Source organism: Paenibacillus xylanexedens, from assembly GCF_007680605.1.
Classification (GTDB): domain Bacteria; phylum Bacillota; class Bacilli; order Paenibacillales; family Paenibacillaceae; genus Paenibacillus; species Paenibacillus xylanexedens_B.
The window spans coordinates 128,569-150,340 of sequence record NZ_VEIO01000004.1 but is presented as its reverse complement, the minus strand read 5'-3'; the positions used below and the strand labels follow the sequence as shown (position 1 = coordinate 150,340).

The window sequence follows — 21,772 nt, the reverse complement described above, 5'->3', positions numbered from 1 at the left end:
AGAAAAAAATAAATATAGACATTCCTCTTGCAGCCCTGTATAAATATATCGTCTGGTTCTTACAGGCAATTGTGCGATGTATTTTAAATATGTAATGATCAATAAGCATATTGAGTCAGGACAGCAGGAGGAACTATGGTATATGTAGCAATATTAATATTTGTTTTGACCATTACGATGGTGATCTGGCAGCCTCGTGGCATCGGGATTGGCTGGAGCGCTTCAGGAGGAGCAATCCTTGCCCTGGCAGCAGGAGTAGTTAGTTTCAATGATGCTTCGGATGTGGCCTCAATTGTATGGAATGCTACGCTGGCCTTTGTTGGCATTATTATGATTTCATTGATTTTGGACGAGACCGGATTCTTCGAGTGGGCTGCCCTCCATATGGCCCGGCTGGCCGGAGGTAACGGACGAAAATTATTCCTCTATTCTATTTTTCTGGGGGCCGCAGTGTCTGCCTTGTTTGCCAATGATGGTGCAGCGCTGATTCTGACGCCGATTGTGCTGGCAATGGTTCGTGCTTTGAAGTTTGATGAGCGCATGGTGCTGGCATTTGTCATGGCAAGTGGTTTCATCGCGGATACGACCTCATTGCCACTCGTGGTCAGCAATTTGGTGAATATTGTTTCTGCCGATTTCTTTGGCATTACATTTGTAGAGTATGCGGTACGCATGTTGGTGCCTAATCTGTTCTCTATTGCTGCGAGTACGGCGATGCTGTTTTTGTTTTATCGTAAAAGCATCCCGCAGACGTACGATGTCACGGCCGCTCGTGACCCCAAGGAAGCCATCCGTGATCCACGGGTATTCAAGATTGCATGGTTTATGCTGGGGCTGTTGCTCGTAGCGTACGCTTCCAGTGAATTCCTCCCTATTCCCGTCTCGGTTATTGTAGGTGCGGTGGCTCTACTTTTCGGTATACTTGCACGCAAGAGTGACGCAGTGGATTTGAAAAGGGTGGTTAAGGAAGCCCCTTGGTCTATTGTTGTCTTCTCGGTAGGGATGTACATTGTTGTTTATGGTTTGCGTAATGCCGGTTTAACGGATCATCTGAGTAGCTGGCTTGATGCTATAGCTGATTATGGTCTGTTCGCAGCATCGCTAGGTATGGGCCTGATCGCTGCGGTATTATCATCCGTGATGAACAATTTACCGACGGTACTAATCAATTTGCTCGCCATTCAGGGTGCACACACGGAGGGTATCGTAAAGGAAGCCATGATCTATGCCAATGTCATTGGCTCTGATCTGGGTCCGAAGATGACGCCAATCGGATCACTGGCAACCTTGTTATGGCTACATGTATTGTCTCGCAAGGGTGTTAAGATTACATGGGGATATTATTTCAAGGCAGGCATTATCCTAACCATCCCAACATTGTTGATCACTTTGGCAGGATTAGCATTATGGCTGTGGATTCTGGGATAACAATAAGCAGTGAGTTTAAAATGGTTAAAATAGTTATGATAAAAAGGCTCTTCTCATCAGATGTGTTAAACACATCCGTTGAGAAGGCCTTTTTTATTTTTTTTAAATGTAGTTTCCATTTTTCTTTTTTATAGAAGAAACCAACTAAGCAATTAAGTGCAGGGGACGGAATCAATTTTGGAGAAGCGAAGCGCCCTCCTTTGTCAGAGACATCAGCAATCGAAAGAACAATCCTTAACCTGAACGGCTTGCACGAAGTGCTCTTTTCCCTTCTGCCTCCAGCTTGGCTAGGGATTCATTTTTAGAAACGAACGAATAAGCGCTGACGTAGCGGAGGGAACGGAACGATTGTGGAAAAGCGGAGCGTTCGCCTTTATCCCCGGATATATTCCTCTTAAATATAAAATCAAATATATCCGGGGGTAACAGCGATTGAAACAACGTCCGTTCCCGAAGCGGCTCCCAGCGCACAAAAATATGTTTCGTATTTTAATCCCTAGCCCATATTTTTAACATTGCGTTTACAAAACATTGATTTTCAGATGACATACCGAAACTACAATGATAAAAGAGTTGATGGTGATCACACAAATTCACAAAACGCCATCACTACATTGGGGGAGGAAAACAAAAAATGTTTAAAAAGTTGCCGTTTATTTTGATGACCTTAACGTTCGTACTGGTGCTTGCAGCATGTGGATCGAAAAACGACGCAGGTACTACAGATGGTGCCGCAAGTAATGGATCAGGAGAAAATACTGCTGCTGAACTCAGCGGTAATATTCTAGCTGTTGGATCAACAGCACTGCAGCCTCTGGTAGAGCAAGCTGGACAAAAATTTATGGCAGTTGATCAATATAAGAACGTAATGGTACAAGTGCAAGGTGGAGGTAGTGGTACGGGCCTGACACAAGTTTCCGAAGGACAAGCAACAATCGGTAACTCTGACGTATTTGCTGAAGAGAAGTTGAAAGACGAAGCAAAAGCAAAAGAACTCGTTGACCACCAAGTAGCAGTCGTAGCGATTGCACCGGTAAGCAACAAAGATGCGGGTGTTACGGATTTGACAAAAGAACAACTGGTAGATATTTTCTCCGGTAAAATCACGAACTGGAAAGATGTTGGCGGTAAAGATCAAGCCATCGTTATCGTTAACCGTCCAGGTAGCTCCGGTACGCGCGCAACTTTCGAGAACTTTGCGCTGGGAACGAAAGTAGAAGATATTCAAGGTTCGATCCAGGAAGATTCCTCCGGTACAGTTAAGAAACTGGTATCCGAGACTCCAGGAGCAATTGGTTACCTGGCTCTTTCTTACCTGGATGATAGCTTGCAAGTTCTGAAATACGGCGGTGTTGAAGCTACAGTTGAGAACGTGGAAGCAGGAACGTATCCAGTGTGGGCTTACCAACACATGTATACAAAAGGTGAGCCGGATGCAGCAACTAAGGCATTCCTCGACTACATGCTGAGCGATGAAGTTCAACAAAATGACGTTAAGGAACTGGGCTACATTCCGGTATCCGGCATGAAAGTAAAACGCGATGCAGCAGGTAATGTGACTCAGTAACATTCTTTGAACTTGCGCATACAGCGAAAGAGGCGGACCCAGGTCCTGCCTCTTTGCGCGGTTTGCTCAGGAATTATCCCATATTTTGCACTAATTCTACTATAGAAGGATGGTTGTTATGGAACAGACCGAAGGGGGAACGGTAATGAACAATAAACTGAAACCACGCCGGCCCTTGAGAGAGAAACATTACTGGGAAGAGTGGACGGGACGGATCTACACGTCGATATGTGTCGTTTTCCTGATCGTTGTTATGTTTTCCATCGTATATTTTGTCGCATCCAAAGGATTATCTACCTTTTTCCAAGATGGCGTGAGCGTACGTGAATTCATTTTCGGGAAAACGTGGAATCCAACAGGTGAGCCTGGCGTTTATGGTGCATTGCCGTTCATCACGGGTTCCTTTACAACCACCTTGCTTGCTGCATTGATTGCGAGTCCGCTTAGTCTGTGTGCGGCGCTCTTTATGACCGAGATTGTACCGGGTAAAGGTAAAAAGATTTTGCAACCTGCAATTGAATTGCTTTCCGGTATTCCATCCGTCGTGTACGGATTTATCGGTCTGAGCGTAATTGTTCCTATGTTGCGTAGTATTTTCGGAGGAGCAGGAATCGGGATTGCAGCCGGATGTCTTGTTTTGTCCGTCATGATATTGCCTACTGTAACGAGTATTATGGCAGATGCGTTGTCAGCTTTGCCTAAGGGGTTGCGTGAATCTTCTTACGCACTTGGCGCGACACGTTGGCAAACGATATATCGTGTAATCATTCCGACGGTGTTGCCTGCATTGCTGACAGGTATTGTCCTCGGTATGGCTCGTGCATTCGGTGAAGCACTCGCTGTGCAGATGGTTATCGGTAATGCGCCTCATGTACCGACATCCCTGCTCGAATCTGCTTCAACATTAACGAGTGTAATCACCCTGAGTATGGGTAACACCACGATGGGTTCTGTTCATAACAATGCATTGTGGAGCATGGCGCTTGTCCTGCTGGTAATGACCTTTGTCTTCGTCATTCTGGTTCGTCTGCTTGAAAGGAGGAACCGGGTATGAGAATGAAGCCAAAAACAGCGGATAAAATTGCAACAGTAGTCATTGTGATTCTGGCTCTATTCATTGTTGTACTTTTGCTCGGTTTACTCGGATTTATTCTGTTCCGGGGGATCGGCCAGATCAACTGGCACTTCCTGACGAGTGCGCCGCAATTGCTCAAAGGTGGCGGCGGAATTGGACCGCAGCTCTTTAACTCGATCTTCTTGCTTGTCTTAACGTTGATCATCACCATTCCGCTCGGCTGGGGCGGAGGCATTTATATGGCGGAATATGCCAAACCGGGGCGAGTTACAAGTTTCATTCGACTGGTTGTCGAAGTATTGTCATCTTTCCCATCGATCGTTATCGGTTTGTTTGGACTTTTGCTGATCGTAAATACGTTTGGACTGGGCTTCTCACTCTTATCGGGTGCGATGGCACTGGCGATTTTCAACTTGCCGCTTATGGTACGGACGACGGAGCAAGCTTTCCGTGCCGTTCCCAAAGAGCAGAAGGAAGCGGGACTTGCTCTTGGTTTGTCCAAATGGAAGATCATTACGTCCATCCTGTTGCCTGTGGCACTGCCAAGCTTGATTACGGGCACCATTCTGGCATCCGGTCGGATCTTCGGTGAAGCCGCGGCCCTGATGTTCACTGCGGGTATGAGTAGTCCACCGCTGGACTTCACGGACTGGAATCCAACAAGTCCAAGATCACCGATCAATCCGCTTCGTCCTGCGGAAACACTAGCCGTGCACATCTGGAAAGTCAACAGTGAAGGCATCGGGCCAGATTCCAAAGAAATTGCAGCAGGAGCTTCTGCCGTGCTGGTCATTCTGGTACTGGCATTCAATCTGAGCGCGCGCTGGATCGGCCGGGTTGTGTACCGCCGTATGACAGCTTCGAAATAAGGAGGAAATCCACATGGCCATACCATTTGGTACGGAACAGTTAAGCATATATTATGGGCACTTTCAGGCCGTGAAGCAGATCAGCCTGACTTTCCCCGAAGCGAGTGTAACGGCCCTGATTGGGCCGTCCGGTTGCGGCAAATCCACATTCCTTCGTTCTCTGAACCGGATGAATGATGAGATTGCCGGGTCCCGTACGGAAGGACACATCTGGATGGACGGCAATGACCTTAATGAACCGGGGACGGATGTCATCAAGCTTCGTCAGAAAATCGGCATGGTGTGGCAGAAGCCAAACCCCTTTCACAAGTCTATTTACAACAATATCGCATTTGGCCCCCGCTACCGCGGTACGAAAAGTAAGAAGGCACTGGATGAAATTGTGGAAAAGAGCTTGCGCCGTGCTGCCCTCTGGGACGAAGTGAAAGACAGGTTACATGATTCAGCCTTGGCACTTTCAGGTGGACAGCAACAGCGTCTCTGTATTGCTCGCGCGTTGTCTGTAGACCCACAGATCCTATTACTTGACGAGCCTGCATCTGCGCTTGACCCTGTATCTACGGGTAAAGTGGAGGAGTTGATCTCCGAGCTGAAGCAGGAGCTACGCATCGTTATCGTTACCCATAACATGCAACAGGCTGCACGCATCTCGGATTATACAGCTTATTTTTATTTGGGCAGTCTGGTTGAGCATGGAGAGACGGAGCATATTTTCACTAACCCGGACAATCGTTTGACGCAGGAATATATTATGGGACGTTTTGGTTAATGAAAACAGAAGACAAGGCTCCTGGATTAGTATATCCGGGAGTCTTTTTTTGCTCTCTGAGTATCTGGGGCTATTTGCCAGATGGGAAGCCCCATGCTAGGATAAATAGAGATCGAGAAATCCAGATCGAGAAATCATTACATGAGTTAAGCGTAACTTTTTTGAAGTTGTATTATGAGACGGAGCGTCCTGAAGTTCAGGGGGCTCTTTTTGTTGTAAATCAGGTTTAGAGATTGGCATATATGCGATCTGTAAATCTAAAGAAACTATAAACTTTGAAGTATCACATGTATTTTTCGCTACACTTTAATGCAGGGAGGATGAAAGCGCAATGACAGACAAGGATAACATACTGTTAGTAGAGGACGATCCCGAAATTGCCCGGATCTTAATGGATCATCTGCGTCGTAAAGGATATGCAGTGACCTGGGCATCAAGTGGACTGGAGAGCTGGGAAGATTTCAAGAACGGATTATATCACCTTGTCCTGCTTGATCTAATGTTGCCGGAGATGGACGGATTTACAGTATGCAAACATGTCAGGCTGATCAGCGATGTTCCGGTATTGATCATGAGTGCCCGGACCCAGGAAGAAAGCAAATTAGAAGGACTCGGCTTGGGCGCAGATGATTATATCACCAAACCTTTTAGTTTGGCGGAGCTTACGGCTCGAATCAAAGCCCACCTGAACAGATATCGTAGATATCAAGGTGGTCAGTCCAATGCATCGGTTCAGCAATACAACGATGGGTTAACGATTCACCCATTGAATCAGCAGGTGAAACTGCATGGTACAGAGGTGCAGTGCACAGCTAAAGAAGGAGCATTGCTAATGCTGCTGACTTCGCACCCCCACCGAGCCTTTACGAAAACAGAGATTTACGAACATGTGTGGGGTCAATCGGCAGAAGGAAGCTCCGCCGCTACAGTTACTGTGCACGTGAAAAGTTTGCGGGCCAAGCTGGGAGATGCGCCGCACCAGCCGCGCTGGATTCAAACCGTATGGGGCAGTGGATACCGCTTTATTGGAGAACGGGTTGAATGAAGCTGAAATATTGGCTGATGATTGCGTTCCTGATCGTGATGTTTTTGCCTGTGGCGGCAGGGTGGGCTTTATTTTCCTTATATAACTATTATGAAAATCATCGTGCAGTAGCGGAGTATGTGGAATTGACAGGACGCCTTGCACCCATAGAGAAGGTCTTAAATGATCCAACGCTGTATCAGTTGAATTCTCTTAAGCGTGATCAAACCCTCCCTGCGCTTGCCAGCGAACAGCTAAGTTTCAATCTTTATCTACCTTCTGGGATTCGAGTCTACACTTCTGGCGGGGATACTTGGTCAACAGGTGGATATACGGTGAGAAGTTCTGAATTATATCGAAATCTGTATCATCTTCAGATTCGACACCGCACATTTTCATTGAAAAAACCAGTTTGGGATCAAGGGGAGCTGGCAGGGATTTATGAAATAACGATGTTGCGTGAGGATCGGCTTGAAGGAATATCGCTTCGAACGACATGGGTTATCGGTGGATCAGTGGCATTTTTTGTTCTCTTGTATGGAACGGTGTTGTGGTTGTTATTCCGCAAGCTTTTCTTCCCTATGAAAGTTTTGATAAACAGGATGCATGGATTTGCCCGCGGAGAAAAACCGGATGAGATACGGGTCAACGGTCGCAGTGATGAGATGGGTATGTTGTTACAGCAGTTTGATGCGATGCAACAAACCATTAGCCAGACCCAGGAGGAAGTGGAGAGGCAGCAAAAAGAAAAAGAGATGATTGTAGCTTCTCTTTCACACGACCTGAAGACACCTCTCATGTCCATCAGTGCTTATGCGGAAGCACTTAGTATGGAGGAACATTCTAGACAATTAGAGAGACAAGAGTATAGAGATGTTATCGCCAGAAATGTTGAACGTATGAAAAAGATGATCGGTGAGTTGGAGATGTACACAGCATTGGGTTCCAGAGATTCAGAGTTTGCTATGGTTGAGGTAGAAGGGGAAGAGTTTTTTGAGATGCTGCTTGGCAGTTACGGAGGTCTTTCGGAACGTAATGAGTATGACATGAAGATGTCTGTACGGACCAATCATTGCTATCGAATTCATCCTGAATCGCTGATGCGTCTGACTGATAATCTAGTGCATAACGCGCTTCGTTATACTCCTCCCCAAGGTAGAATTGGGCTTGCTGTAATTGACTCCGCAACAGAACTGCCGGGATGGATCGATCCATCACTGAGGGCAGAACTGGATACGTATAGAATCGGAGCAACACTGATTGTTGTACAAAATGAAGGTTCTCCTATTCCGCCAGAACAACTGGAGCGTATTTTTGAGCCGTACGTTCAATATCACCAAGAGCAGACAGGCGGTTATGCAGGAGGCTCTGGATTAGGATTGAGCATATCAAAGAGAATCGCATTAAAGCACGGAGGGGATATACGCATGTGGTCCTCTAAACAATATGGGACTGCAGCTGTTTGCTTATTGCCGGAACGAAGAAACCCGGATGAATCGCAGGATATAATCAAGAAAGGATGATGATTTATGATTAAAAATGGATGGAAATGGATAGGGTCGATCTTGATCGCAGGTTCACTATTGGCAGGCTGTGCAGAAAAGGAGCTACTCGGAATGTCAGGCGATGACATGATTGAAAAAATTATTACTGCCGAGTCTGAGCCGGGGTCATACTATGCCGAAGGTACGGTGAAGATGTGGACAGATAGTGAGGTTACGAACACCATACACGTGAAGGAATGGGTTGACGGAAAAACAGGGAAAAAGCGGATCGAGACAGATGAAAATGGAAACGTGAGTTATGCGGTTCATAACGGTTCAGAGATACTGATCTATGAAGAAGAGGCGAAGACCGCTTTTGCGATGGATTCATCAGCGCTCCAGCAGGAACCCAACCAGACCCAGAAGCAGATGCTGGTGGATCAACTGGAACGTATGCGTGACAACCATAATGTGAAGATGCTGGGTCAGGAAAAGCTTCAAGACCAGGAGGTCATTCATATTGAACTAACGCCGAAGGATGAGGGTTCATTGTCCATGTCTTCGGAGTATTGGATAAACCCCAAAGAGTGGATGGTTGTTAAAGCCACCAGTACGCATGGGGATACCAAATCAGAGTTTCTTTATGACCGGATCAATTACAATCCTGAGTTCACAGACCAGACATTTACGCTGGATATTCCTGCAGATGTTGAAGTGAAAAAAATGAATGACGTGATGAATAACCAAGAAATCACACTGGAAGAGGCAGAGAAGTCCGTGGGCCAGCCCCTCCTACAATATGTAGGAAAAGATATGAACTTGTCGAGAATTGAGCTCATTTCGTCTATGGGTGAAAACGGCCGGGATGAAGTGACGTTGTATTATGTGAAGGATAACAAACCAGAAATCAGCATGACCGTATTCAAAGCACTAGAGGAAAACGGTGATGAAAAGCTGCTTCCAGAGGAAAAGAAAGTTAACATTCGTGATACAGAGGGTTCATACATGTCTATGATTCGGAACTTGTCGTGGAGTGAGGACGGTCTTCGTTATTCGGTCATGGGCGAAAATGATTTTTGGACAGAAGAGCAACTACAGATGTGGGTAAATGAGCTGCAAATACCGAAGCCAGCGAAATAATGTTGGCTGGTAGAAAAAGATTGAACAAGCTTTGAACCATATGAATGAAATGAGCATATCGTATATAGAAAATGATGTACCCTGAGATTACGTCACTTTTATTGACATATAGAGTATGGCATATTACGCTGTATATGATTGAATGCATGGCAGAATGGTGAACTTTCATTCATGAAAGAACAGAATATAGCGAATGATAACGAGCGGGAGAGACCTGAGCAGGATGATGATGCAATACAGTACAAGTAAGCATGATAGATGCCATTTTAGATGCAAACTGTACTGTACAGATGGCTTAGGCACCGAAGGAGCAAGCAGTTATGCACCCGGCATAACCGTTAATCTCTCAGGTAAAAGTACCGTCGTTGGACGCAGCTCTGGAGAGTGCGCGGAAGAAGCGCCACCCAAGGGGTATATGATTGTCAGATTGCTGAACAGGTGAGTGCTTGCGTGTACTCGGCCTTGTTCTTCCCTGGCGCTAGAATCATGAAACTCTCAGGTATCAAGGACAGAGAGAGGGCTAACGGCCTTCTTCTGTCCTTTTTTAATGTCATCAATCAGTAAATCAGGAACATTATGGCGGTCTTGTCCGCATGGCGATGACAAAACCAATTGGAGGGTTACAAGGTGCGATTTAAAGATGTTTTTTCAATTATTGGTCCGTCGATGACGGGACCATCCAGTTCACATACAGCCGGTGCGGCAAGATTGGGACGAATTGCGCGTCAGTGGCTGGGATGTATGCCAGAACGTGCGAGACTTACATTATATGGCTCATTTGCGGATACCTATCAGGGACATGGAACAGATCTGGCACTAATCGGCGGCTTGCTGGGTTACGTTACAGATGATCCGCGTATACCGGATGCAGAGCAGTATGCAGATGAAGCAGGCATGGAGGTTGAATTTTACACCAGCGGTCTGCCAGCTCCCCATCCGAACACGGTCAAGATTGAATTGTGGCACGGTGAACGGGCATGCTCTTTAATAGGTGCTTCCATCGGTGGCGGCAGTGTATCTGTGCATGCGTTAAACGATTTTCGCGTACAGATCAGTGGAGAGTTTCCGACACTTGTTTTGCGTCATGCCGATAAAGCGGGAGTGCTGGCATCCGTGACCTCAACCATTAGTTCATCCGGAGTGAATATCGGCTATATGCAAGTGGATCGAAAGGCTCGTGATGGTGAGGCACTAACAGCAATGGAGATGGATGCACCGCCGAGTGAAGACACGCTGAGCAAGCTGCGTTCATTGGATCATATGCTGGACATACGTGTGATTGATCTGAAGAGAGGGGTTGATCCGGATGCGGTTTAAACATCTACATGAATTGAACGCCATCTGCACTGCGGAGTCCAAAACCGTTGCACAGTTGATGATTGAAGAGCAGGTGCAGGAGACCAATACACCGGAAACAGACGTGGTAAAGCAGATGTCGGAGTACTACCAGGTGATGAAAGAAGCCGTTCGTAAAGGACTTACAGAAGATACCACCTCACGTAGCGGACTGACGGGTGGGGATGGGAAAAAGATGGCCGAATATATTCGCCAAGGCGAAACGTGCTCAGGTGATGCTTCTGCCCTTGCCATGGCCTATGCGCTATGTGTATCGGAAGTGAATGCTTCTATGGGACGTATCGTGGCTACCCCAACGGCGGGCTCTTGTGGCATCATTCCGGGCGTGTTTATCAGCTCGCAGGAACGATTTGGCTGGACGGATGAACATCTGGTGAATGGATTGTTCTGCGCTGGTGCTATTGGATACGTGATCGCCAACAATTCATTTATTTCAGGGGCCGAGGGCGGTTGTCAGGCGGAAGTAGGTTCAGCGATTGGCATGGCTGCCGGTGCGATGGTGGAGCTTCGCGGAGGGACGCCGGAGCAGGTGGTGCATGCTGTAGGATTGGCTTTGAAAAATACACTGGGCCTCATCTGCGATCCGGTTGCTGGCCTTGTAGAGATTCCATGCATCGTGCGCAACGGACTCGGTGCCGTTACTGCACTGGCTGCCGCAGATATGGCACTCGCTGGTGTACGCAGTGCCATTCCGTCTGACGAAGTCATCGACGTGATGTTGGAGGTAGGCAGCGCGATGCCGAGCCGTCACCGCGAGACAGCGCAAGGCGGGCTCGCTCAGACACCTACAGGCCGCAAGATGATGGAGAAGCTGGCGAAACCGAAGGCCAAGCGGTTGCCGGATGAGACATCCGAAACATCACAAACAGGCTCAGAGGCAGAGTAGCAATTGGATCATTTACAGGGTGGGGCCAAATAGCTAAGGAGCACACAACCAGGTTCCGATTAGCAATTAGCAAGTAGTAATTAGAGCATGTTAGTCGTTATTACTTCATAACAAACAAGCGTCCGCGAACCTGGCCTGCTCAGGTTATGCGAGACGCTTGTTTGTTCATTGTGCCTAAACCAGCCAAGATAGCAGTTAACCAATCAGAATTAGGAAAAGCAGTTATTTATGGTGAGTTTCAAAAGGCCATTTACTTTATTTCTGTGCGCATCACGGCATATCCGTATGCAGGCAGTTCAATGGCAAGCACACCGTCTTCCAGAGCGGTGCGATGGTTGCCCTCAAACAGCTCCGTCCAAGGTTGCTCCCCTGCGTCCAGTTCAACGATGGCCGTTTCCTCAGAACGGTTAAACAGAATGAGGATGCGTTCCTCGTCACTTTGCCGCTCCATCACAAGCTGGCTGCCGCCTTCCTGAGCTTGCAGGAAACGAATGGTTCCGGCTGCACGCAGTGCAGGATGAGCATGGCGCAGCGCAATCAGCTTTTGATAAAAGTGAAGTAGCTCCCGGTCCTGCTTCGCTTCGTCCCACTCCATGCATTTGCGGCATCCCGGATCATGTTCACCGTCGAGCCCAATTTCGTCACCGTAATAGATACATGGCGCTCCCATGTAACTGAACTGGAACAAGGCAGCCAGCTTCATCTTGCGTTGATCGCCCTCACACAAGGTAAGCAGGCGAGGAGTATCATGACTGTCGAGTAAGTTGAATGCCACCTCGCTCGCTTGAAGTGGGTAGCGGGATAACTGCCGGCCAAGGGCACTCGCGAATTGTGCAGCGTGCATCTTATCTTCCACGAAGAAATGATTTACGGCGGCGGTGAACGGATAGTTCATGGCGGCATCGAACTGGTCCCCTTGTAGCCAGGAAGAAGATTCGTTCCATATCTCACCCAAAATGTAGGCATCCGGGTTGGCTGCTTTAACAACCCGCCTGAAATCTCTCCAGAAAGCATCGTCCACTTCATCAGCTACATCAAGACGCCAGCCGTCCGTGCCAACTTCCTTGATCCAATATTCAGCTACTTCGAGCAAGTAGGCCTTCACATCGGGATTCTCTGTATTTAACTTGGGCATATGAGCCTCAAAGCCAAATGTCTCATAGGTTGGAATGCCATCCTTTACGTCCAGCGGGAATTCATGTACGTGAAACCAGTCCTTGTATTTGGATTTGGCGCCATGTTTTTGTACATCAACAAAAGGAGCAAATGTTTTGCCTGAATGATTAAACACGGCATCCAGCAGTACACGAATACCGCGTTCGTGACATAGCTTCACCAGATGCTTCACCGTGTCAGCATCACCGAAATGGCGGTCGACGCGCAGATAGTCCTCGGTATCGTATTTATGATTGGTTGTAGCTTCGAAAATCGGAGTGAAATAAATCGCGTTAATACCCAGTTCACTGAGATAATCGAGGTGATCGATTACGCCCTGCAGGTCACCGCCAAAGAAATTAAAGGGTGTAGGTTCCCCGCCCCAAGGTTCAACCCCCTTGGGATTGATATCCGGGTTTCCATTGGCAAAGCGCTCGGGGAAAATCTGATAAAACACAGCATCTTTCACCCATGCTGGGGGCGTAAACACGGCTCCGGCATGAAGATAAGGGAACTGGAACATGCGGCCGGGATCATCCGGCTCCTCCTCTTGGAAATCCGTCTCGGTCATCCAGATCTGTTCATCTCCACTTTTGAGCAGAAAAGCATACTTCAATCGATGATACGGAGGTTTCACTTCCCCCTCGTAGTAGTCAAACATAGAGTCTGACGTCAATTTGGTCAGAGGAACCATATCTCTTGTTTCCTCCCAAGCGTATTTATCTCCAGTCAGGGCATACACCTCGGTGAGATCATTTTTTTTGGCACGTAGACGTAGACGAATCGTATCCTGATCATAGGCATAGGCCCAGTTTCGTTTCGGCTGGTGAAAGATGGCTTCAAGCAACATATGTAATTCCTCCTGTCAGATAGAAATGAAGTAAGCAGAAACCAATTCATTTAAATTAGATAAAATATGCTAGTAGAACAGAAAATACATGTAGTATGTAAACATCATTGCTGAATGATATAGCTTCATATTACGTGACTGCAGATTGCGTTATAATGAGGGTATGAAAAGAGAGGGCCGGTTCTAAACGAGTGACATGGAATGTACTGAAGCCCGGGCAACGGACATTGTAGCTTGTGCAACCAGGCTTGTATTTAAACTCGCGGGGAGGCTCGCCCCATTCAAAATTTAAAGCCAAGATCATACAGATAAGCAATGCCGCCCAGATATATCATTAACCCAAAGGGAACGGAAAGGAAACGAGTACATAGATGAAAAACAAACTGTTATACATTGAGGACGATACGGAAATTGCAACATGGGTGAGAGAAGACTTGGAGGAGCGTGGATATGAGGTCGTCTGGCTCGGGAGTGGTGAAGGGGCCACCGAGGCTGTGGCAGATTGTTCCCTTGTAATTCTGGATGTGATGTTGCCAGGGCTCGACGGATTCACGGTAGGCCAGCGATTAAAAAAAGAATATCCTGCTGTGCCCATCGTTATGCTCTCGGCCAGAACATCCATTGATGACAAGCTGCATGGGCTTGATTTCGCCGATGATTACGTGACCAAACCGTTTCATCCGGACGAGCTTGCAGCGCGAATTGAGGTTCAACTGCGGAAGGCAGGAGCGGTAGCTTCAGATGAAACGGTACTTAAACTGGATCATCTGTCGATCTATGAGCAGGATAACCGGATCGTGAATGAGCAGACGGGGGAAGAGATTATTTTATCGGGCAAACAGTTTCATATCTTTGCTTATTTGCTTCGGCATATGGGCATGATTCGCACTAAAGAACAGATCTATGAGGCGGTGTGGAACGAGTCTTATCTGGATGGGGACAAAACATTGATGGTGCACATCCGGCATCTGCGCGAGAAGCTGGAGCTTGATCCGGCCAATCCTGTCATTATTCAGACGGTACGCGGTGTTGGCTATCGCGTCAAGAAGCCATGATCAGATGGTATAGAGAACGGAAGGCCGGAAAGTTTGAACAGAAAAGAGGCAGAAGCACGGATCAGCCTATCCGCCCCAAAATAAAGTTTGGCCGATCACTGATGTCCAGATACATGCTACTGATCCTGGCAGCTTTTCTGTTTGTACCTGTTGTAGTACCGGTGGTAGCAACGGTATTTATTGTGGTCATCAATAACGTAAGCTCTAGTGAAGAAGCACCTTACGGTGATGCTGATCAAATCACCAAACTGTGGACGAGCGAATCCAAGAAGCTGGATGGGGCGTCTGATCAAATGGTGGATAAACGGATGAAAGAACTGCAGGAGAGATATCCTAAATCAGCTATGTATCGTGTAAATGCAACGGGTAGAACGATGTTAGTGCTTGGTGGTGAAGAGGCGAAGGTGCTGAAATCTAAGTCATTAAATCCTTCAGACGCCTCCGAAGGAGAGCCGGAGTCTTTCGATACAGATGTCATTCTGAAGTGGTCGCTCGCAACTGGAGAAAAAGCAGAGACCCGGATCCCGGCGAGATGGACACCAAATGATACGGTTCAGTTTATGAAGGAAGCCTTCTATCGCGATCCTCTAACCGTGGTTTCTTTTATAGGCGGAGGAAATGTGAATAAAGGACAAGGGTTTATGGTGATTGAAGTCCCACGTGAACTCATTCAAAACATTACTAATAACGGGGTAGTCGAGTTCATCTATTTCGGAGCAGTGATGCTGATTGTGTTTGTCATCTTTATTGTGATGTCCGTTCTGTTCTTCGCCAAAATTCGCAAACGACTGATTCACTTGCAATCTGCTATGGTTACCCCGACCAAGGAGGGTATACCTCTTCCAGTGGACATTAAGAGATCGGATGAGATTGGACATTTGGAGGAATCCTTTAACCAGATGGTACATCAGTTAACGGATAGCCTTCAGCGTGAGCGGGAAGAGGAGCAACTTCGCAAACGGCTTGTGGCAGGGTTATCACATGACCTGAGAACACCGCTTACGGTAATTCGAGGGCATATGCATGCACTGAATAAAGAAAACCTAAGTGATAAAGGCGTGCGGGCACTGAGCCGGATGGAAGGCAAGATGCAGGATCTTGGTGAACTGATCGACAACTTGCTCACGTATAATCTGCTGACTAGTGGAAGATATACTTTAAAACTGGAGCAAAAAGATGCACTGCGTATGATAAGGGAAGCTGCTGCTTCCTGGTATCCCGTGTGGGAGAAGGAAGAGTTTGAGATCGACATCGACCTGCCTGAAACGCCGTTAATCTGGGATGTGGATGCACAAGGGTTGCGGCGTGTGCTGGACAATCTGTTCCAAAACGTCGTTCGTCATGCGGCAAGCGGAAAGTATATTCGCATTTCCACGGAGCAGATTCAGGGCCGAACTGCCGTAGTAATTGAGGATCACGGGCCGGGGATTCAGCCGGAATCAGGTACGAAGGGCACAGGACTTGGCTTGTCCATTGTCGATTTGCTGATTCGTGAGATGGGCTTGCGGAAGCGGGTAGATAGCTCGGATATGGGTGTCCGCACCTATCTATATAGCGGCAGAGAGAATGATCCGGAAGTTTGAGCGCAAGCAAAGAGGTTTCTTTTTTAAACTAAACTTAAACTTGGACATACGCTGGCTTTAACCTTGGAGGGTTACGATAGTTCCGAGGTGATGATGAATGAGCGAAAATATTATTCAAACAGCGAATTTATGGAAAACATACAAGGACCGTGCGGCTGTCCGTGAACTTGACCTTCATATTAAAAAGGGAGATATCTACGGCTTCCTTGGCCCTAACGGTGCCGGCAAAACAACAACGATCCGTATGCTTCTCGGATTGATTAAACCGACCAAAGGGGTCATCCGGGTGTTCGACAAAGATATTCGGAAGGACCGTATGGACATTTTACGTCGCGTAGGTTCCTTGGTGGAATACCCCTCGTATTACGGTCATCTGAATGCGGTAGAGAATCTTGAAGTGTTGCGCCGTATTATCAACGTACCCAAGTCAAGAATTGCGGAAGTGTTATCTATTGTTGATCTGACGAAAGATGCTAAACGAAATGTAAAAGGGTATTCACTCGGGATGAAACAGCGTTTGGGCATTGCCAGCGCGCTACTCGGCGAACCGGAACTGCTTATTTTGGATGAGCCAACGAACGGACTTGACCCGGCGGGGATTCAGGAGATTCGGGAACTCATCAAACGGATGCCGCTGGAGCATGGCATCACCGTTCTTGTATCCAGCCACTTGCTGAGTGAAGTGGAGCAGATGGCGAGTCGCGTCGGTATTATAAGAGATGGCAAAATGGTGATGCAGGACACGATGGCGAGTCTCCACAGTCAGACAGGCAGCTCAATCAGGCTCACGGTGTCCGAACCGGAGGCGGCCATGAAGCTTGCTCGTGAGCAGGGGCAATTTGGTCAGAGACAGGGTGCCGAGCTTACCTTCCCCTACATGGATAACAGCGCAGTTGCACTGCTGGTACGCCGACTGATTGAACAGGATCATGATGTATACCGGGTCGAAGAACAGAGACAGTCTTTGGAGGATCTCTTCATGCGTGTCATTGGCGAGGGGGCTACTCTATGACAGGGCGTGCATTATCAGCCGACTGGCTCAAAATTCGTGGCAAAGGTATCTGGTTTCTGGTGTTTCTGGCCCCAATCGGGTTAACGGCCATGCAGGCTCTGAATTTCGGATTACGACTGGATTATCTGAAAGAGCAGTATGCCGATAATTTGTGGGGAGGTCTGCTCGGTAACGTAGTTGTTTTTGTTCCGCTCGCTTTAATGCTGGGTGCGACCATTCTGAGTTCGATGATCGCCGGAATAGAGCACGAGCAGGGGTCGTGGAAGCAACTTCTGGCGATGCCGATTCAAAGGCCAGCCGTTTATCTTGCAAAGTTTCTGCTGGCGTGTGTGCTACTAATGATCTCGTGTTTGTTGTTAACCGCAGGGGTTGTTGGACTGGGACTTGTGCTTGGTTTCGATGCCAAAGAAATACCGTGGGCACAGGCATTGAAGCTGGGACTTATGCCGCTGGCTGGTGCACTGCCCGTATTGTCCATTGAATTATGGTTTACGCTGGTATCCAAAAATCAGGCACTACCGGTTACCTTCGGCATTATTCTTGCCATCACCGGTATGTTCTCACTTATGATCTCTCCACAATTTCCACTGGCTTGGGCGCAGATGGCGTGGAGTGCTCCTAACGCGTATCTGTACGCAGGGATGGGTGCAGGTTTAGGGATCATCATTCTGCTGACAGGCATGATGCACTTCAGCCGGAAGGATGTGGCCTGATATGAATTTCGCTACAACCTATTTTCGTATCTTATCAGCGGAACGTTTGAAGATGGCCAAATCGCCAATCTCGCTTTTGGTTCTGATCAGTCCGCTGATCGCACTGCTCATTGGCCTGCTGTCTTCCCCATCGGGTGACTGGACAGCATTGATGTCAGCCATGGTGATGATTCACGGTATGCTTTTGTTACCGATGCTGACAGGGGTGTTTACCTCATTTGTATGTCGTTTCGAACATGCGGGAGGTGGATGGAAACAGCTTTTGGTTCTGCCACTTACACGTACAGGTGTGTATTTAGGTAAATTCACAATTGTGTTACTGCTCTTGGCGGTTACACAGTTGCTTCTATTCGGAAGTATCATATTGACAGGGTTAATTCATGGGATGGCATCACCGGTGCCTTGGGGATTCCTTGTGAGCAAAATGCTGCTTGGACTTCTGGCATGTATCCCGCTGGCGGCATTACAGATGTTTGTGTCTCTGGTCTGGAGTAGCTTCGCCGCGCCGCTTGCCTTGAACTTCGCGCTAACGATACCTAACATTCTGGTCGGAAACTCTGCAACGTATGGCCCGTATTATCCATGGGCACAGCCGATGATTCTGATGCTTCCCATCGAGGGCACAGGGTTTGGAGCGTTCAATGTTCCACTGGGAACACTTTTAACCGTAGTTGGTGGCAGTGCCGTGTTATTTATGGCGATGGGCATGATTTATTTTTCGAAGAAGGAAGTATAAAGTATACGTTCGATGAGAATAACAAATGAACCTTTCCTGAGGCTGTGCATCCAAGTGATTTGGTATGCGGACAGTCTCAGTTTTTTTATATTATTTGATAAAGGTCAAATCCCATCTTTTTCATGCCTAATGATGTGAATTTCATCCTATTTGATAAGCAAAATGAGACGAGAATCTGGTAAAATAAAAAAAGCTGTTTCTAGTCAGGCGAACATGGTTATTCGAGGGTAAGGCTGTTACAGCCGAAAATGGCGCATACGTAATGTGATGAAGAAAGAAGATTTTGGCTGAGAAAAGAGGGGTAGGCCTTTGGATCATAATAAAACGGAAACCCTGAAACGAATTATTTCTGAGGGTAGCTCTTACCGATCATTGTTTTTTAACCACCCGGATGCCATCTATGTGATGGACATTGAAGGGAATCACATCGATGCTAACCCTTCGTTTGAACGGTTATCCGGCTACAAGATTGAAGAGCTTGCAGGGGTGAGTCGGGATCGCATCAGCCCGCCTGAGAGTGAAAAGAGAAGAGCGCAATTCATCGAAGATGTTCTGGCTGGACGTTCAGTCAGTGAAGCGATGGCTTTTTATCATAAAGATGGTTCTGTGAAACATGCACAGGTGACCTATATACCGATTACAGAAGGTGATGAGGTTGTCGGCATCTACGGAATTGCCAAGGATGTCACGGACAAGGTCATCATCGAACAGGAACTGCAGGAGACACAGGAGAAGTATCAGGTGCTGGCTGAACATGCACAAGATCTGATTACAACCTGCACTATAGATGGTGAACTCCTCTATGTCTCTCCATCGGTTCGTACACTGCTTGGTTATGAGCCGGAGGAAGTCACAGGGAAATCATTTAAATCCTATTGTTACCCGGGAGATTATCCGGACCCTTTGCTCATTTCTAATATTGGTCATGGCTGCAAGATGAGAGTGTTACACAAAGATGGGCATTACATCTGGATGGAAACATTGGCGAAGCCCGTGACCGGGGAACATGGCAAAATAACGCAAATTGTCAGCATCAGCAGGGATATTACCCAGCAGAAAGATGCTGACAGACGTCTTCGCGAAAGCCGTGAGCGTTACAAGTCATTGTTTGAATATAATCCGGCTGCGGTATACTCCCTGGATCTGGAAGGTAATTATAGCGCTGTGAACAGCAATATGGTGCAGATGCTTGATATCCCGCGTAGCAAACTCATCGGACAGTCCTTTCTGTCGAATCTGGATAAAAGAGAAATACACAAAGGAGAAGCCTGTTTTGAACTTGTGAAGCAGGGGCAAGCCCAATACTATGAGACTCGTGTTGCGAGTTCCAGTGGCCGAAAGATCGAAGTTTCAGTAACGAATGTGCCTATCATTGTAGATAACGAAATGGTGGGTGCTTACGGTATAGTATCAGATATAACGGAGCGCAAGGAATACACGGAGCGTATTCAGGAGCTAAGCAAGCAGCATGAGTTGATTCTCAATACCGTTACCGAAGGAATCTACGGTCTCGATGCGGATGGCATTACGATGTTCATGAATCCGGCGGCGGCGTCCATGTTTGGTTATGAAGCTCATGAATTCATTGGTAAGAGTTCACACCCGATTATCCATCACACCCGTGCAGACGGAAGTTATTTTCCAAAAGAGGAATGTCCGATTCATATGACGGTGCTCGATGGGCATGCGCGTTCAGTGACGGAGGACGTGTTCTGGAGAAAAGACGGCAGTAGTTTCCTCGTACAGTATCAAGTAACTCCGATTATTGACGAGGGCCAGATTCGTGGTGCGGTAGTTGTCTTTAATGACGTTACCGGTGAACGTGAAATTGTTCGCGCCAAGGAAACGGCTGAGCTGGCCGCACAAGCCAAGTCCGAGTTCCTGTCCCTCGTCAGTCACGAAATCCGGACACCGATGAACGGCATTGTAGGAATGACCGAGCTATTGGTGGGTACGGACTTGTCAGAGGAGCAGCGAGAGTATGCACAGATCATTCAAGAGAGCGGCGATGCACTGCTGAATATCCTGAATGACATTCTGGACTTCAGTAAGCTGGAGTCTGGTAAAATGGCCCTGGCCTACGAGCCGTTCTCGCTCCGCAAGATGCTGGAGCAGGTTGCGGAGCTGTTCAAGCCACGGGCGGACGAGAAACATCTGGATATTCGCTTCCGTCTGAATCCGAGTATCCCTGACTATATGGCAGGGGATTCGATGCGAATCCGGCAGATTCTGGTCAACCTTGTTGGCAATGCGCTGAAGTTCACAGATCAGGGAAGCATCGATGTTACCGTCGATATTATCAAAGGAAGCAAACCTGAGGATAGTGTACTGGATTTTGCTGTGCAAGATACGGGGATTGGTATTCCTGCGGACAAGCAGGATCAGTTGTTCCAGTCGTTCTCTCAACTACATCCAGTCATTAACCGCAAATATGGCGGTACAGGACTCGGGCTGGTGATCTCCAAGAGACTTGTCGAGATTATGGGTGGAAGCATCAGTGTGGAGAGTACGGAAGGAGAAGGCTCTGTTTTCCGGTTTGCCATTCCGACGACGCGAGTTGAAGCAGCAGGTGAAAAGTCAGCAAGCGAGTTCCGGCATGACCGTACACGTCAAAGTGACAAGGTGGCTATGCGTATTCTCGTAGCAGAAGATCATCCGGTTAATCGGAAGATTCTCCAGGAATATCTGGAGAAACTGGGTTATGAGGCTGATGTGTGCACGAATGGTGTAGAAGCGATTGATGCCATCTCGCAGAATGCCTATGATATTGTACTGATGGATATTCATATGCCTGTGATGGACGGTCTGAAAGCCACGAATCTGTTACATCGGTTAATTCCTCAGGACCGGATTCCTCCGATTATTGCCGTAACGGGTAATTCCAGACGGGAAGATAAAGAGGCCTGTCTGGAGATCGGCATGCGGGATTTCATCAGCAAACCTGTGATGCTAAGTGAGTTGAAGCGTGTCCTTCAGCAATGGGGACCGTCTGATGAGCCATTAATTGGGCCTAGTTAAGTGGAGATGCATGTGTAGATCATTGGATTGAATTGAAGCCCAACGGATTAAA

17 protein-coding genes and 2 riboswitches are annotated in these 21,772 nt (G+C 47.5%); of the genes, 16 read left to right on the top strand and 1 reads right to left on the bottom strand.

The annotated features are described in order from the left end of the window. The first annotated feature begins 135 nt into the window (after positions 1-135). The 10 genes from FS818_RS20045 to sdaAA all read left to right on the top strand — a co-directional run bounded on the left by FS818_RS20045 (position 136) and on the right by sdaAA (position 11,598). On the top strand, positions 136-1,428 hold the full coding sequence (locus FS818_RS20045) for an arsenic transporter (RefSeq protein ID WP_145334051.1): 1,293 nt from the start codon (positions 136-138) through the stop codon (positions 1,426-1,428). A gap of 634 nt (positions 1,429-2,062) precedes the next feature. Next, positions 2,063-2,995, top strand: a complete 933-nt coding sequence (locus FS818_RS20040) for a phosphate ABC transporter substrate-binding protein (protein WP_145334049.1) — start codon at positions 2,063-2,065, stop codon at positions 2,993-2,995. Between the two features lie 145 nt (positions 2,996-3,140). Beyond that, positions 3,141-4,049: a phosphate ABC transporter permease subunit PstC gene (pstC, locus tag FS818_RS20035; protein WP_145334047.1), complete on the top strand. Its 909-nt coding sequence runs from the start codon at positions 3,141-3,143 to the stop codon at positions 4,047-4,049. A 2-nt stretch (positions 4,050-4,051) separates the two neighbouring features. Beyond that, the gene (gene pstA / locus FS818_RS20030; RefSeq protein WP_145334268.1) at positions 4,052-4,939 is read left to right on the top strand and encodes a phosphate ABC transporter permease PstA; all 888 of its coding nucleotides are present in this window, start codon (positions 4,052-4,054) and stop codon (positions 4,937-4,939) included. A gap of 13 nt (positions 4,940-4,952) precedes the next feature. Further along, a complete protein-coding gene (pstB, locus tag FS818_RS20025) occupies positions 4,953-5,708 on the top strand; it encodes a phosphate ABC transporter ATP-binding protein PstB (RefSeq protein ID WP_123065562.1) in 756 nt (251 codons plus the stop codon). A 331-nt stretch (positions 5,709-6,039) separates the two neighbouring features. Further along, positions 6,040-6,753, top strand: a complete 714-nt coding sequence (locus tag FS818_RS20020; RefSeq protein WP_145334044.1) for a response regulator transcription factor — start codon at positions 6,040-6,042, stop codon at positions 6,751-6,753. Next, on the top strand, positions 6,750-8,255 hold the full coding sequence (locus FS818_RS20015; RefSeq protein WP_145334042.1) for a HAMP domain-containing sensor histidine kinase: 1,506 nt from the start codon (positions 6,750-6,752) through the stop codon (positions 8,253-8,255). Before FS818_RS20020 ends, FS818_RS20015 begins: the two co-directional genes overlap by 4 nt. A gap of 6 nt (positions 8,256-8,261) precedes the next feature. Next, on the top strand, positions 8,262-9,356 hold the full coding sequence (locus tag FS818_RS20010; protein ID WP_145334040.1) for a LolA family protein: 1,095 nt from the start codon (positions 8,262-8,264) through the stop codon (positions 9,354-9,356). 194 nt (positions 9,357-9,550) lie between these two features. Next, positions 9,551-9,727, top strand: a riboswitch (glycine riboswitch). Between the two features lie 4 nt (positions 9,728-9,731). Beyond that, positions 9,732-9,870, top strand: a riboswitch (glycine riboswitch). Positions 9,871-9,983: 113 nt separating this feature from the next. Then, entirely contained in the window at positions 9,984-10,673 is a 690-nt protein-coding gene (sdaAB, locus tag FS818_RS20005) for an L-serine ammonia-lyase, iron-sulfur-dependent subunit beta (protein ID WP_145334038.1), read from the top strand. Further along, positions 10,663-11,598, top strand: coding sequence for an L-serine ammonia-lyase, iron-sulfur-dependent, subunit alpha (gene sdaAA, locus FS818_RS20000; RefSeq protein ID WP_145334036.1), 936 nt, complete (start codon positions 10,663-10,665; stop codon positions 11,596-11,598). Before sdaAB ends, sdaAA begins: the two co-directional genes overlap by 11 nt. Before the next feature lie 250 nt (positions 11,599-11,848). Here sdaAA and FS818_RS19995 read toward each other — a convergent pair whose 3' ends face one another. Next, entirely contained in the window at positions 11,849-13,603 is a 1,755-nt protein-coding gene (locus tag FS818_RS19995; protein ID WP_145334034.1) for an alpha-glycosidase, read from the bottom strand. Between the two features lie 371 nt (positions 13,604-13,974). Between FS818_RS19995 and FS818_RS19990 the strand changes: the two genes are divergently transcribed. The 6 genes from FS818_RS19990 (at position 13,975) to FS818_RS19965 (ending at position 21,720) form a co-directional block, all read left to right on the top strand. Further along, entirely contained in the window at positions 13,975-14,658 is a 684-nt protein-coding gene (locus tag FS818_RS19990; protein ID WP_145334032.1) for a response regulator transcription factor, read from the top strand. After that, complete coding sequence (locus FS818_RS19985) at positions 14,655-16,241, top strand: HAMP domain-containing sensor histidine kinase (RefSeq protein ID WP_145334030.1); 1,587 nt, start codon at positions 14,655-14,657, stop codon at positions 16,239-16,241. Before FS818_RS19990 ends, FS818_RS19985 begins: the two co-directional genes overlap by 4 nt. Before the next feature lie 97 nt (positions 16,242-16,338). Continuing rightward, positions 16,339-17,253 carry an ABC transporter ATP-binding protein gene (locus tag FS818_RS19980; RefSeq protein WP_145334028.1) on the top strand — a complete coding sequence of 305 codons (915 nt, stop codon included), beginning with the start codon at positions 16,339-16,341 and terminating at the stop codon, positions 17,251-17,253. After that, complete coding sequence (locus tag FS818_RS19975) at positions 17,250-17,966, top strand: ABC transporter permease (protein ID WP_145334026.1); 717 nt, start codon at positions 17,250-17,252, stop codon at positions 17,964-17,966. Before FS818_RS19980 ends, FS818_RS19975 begins: the two co-directional genes overlap by 4 nt. A 1-nt stretch (position 17,967) precedes the next feature. Continuing rightward, the gene (locus FS818_RS19970; RefSeq protein WP_145334024.1) at positions 17,968-18,702 is read left to right on the top strand and encodes an ABC transporter permease; all 735 of its coding nucleotides are present in this window, start codon (positions 17,968-17,970) and stop codon (positions 18,700-18,702) included. Positions 18,703-19,011: 309 nt separating this feature from the next. Continuing rightward, complete coding sequence (locus tag FS818_RS19965) at positions 19,012-21,720, top strand: PAS domain-containing hybrid sensor histidine kinase/response regulator (RefSeq protein WP_145334022.1); 2,709 nt, start codon at positions 19,012-19,014, stop codon at positions 21,718-21,720. Positions 21,721-21,772 lie beyond the last annotated feature (52 nt).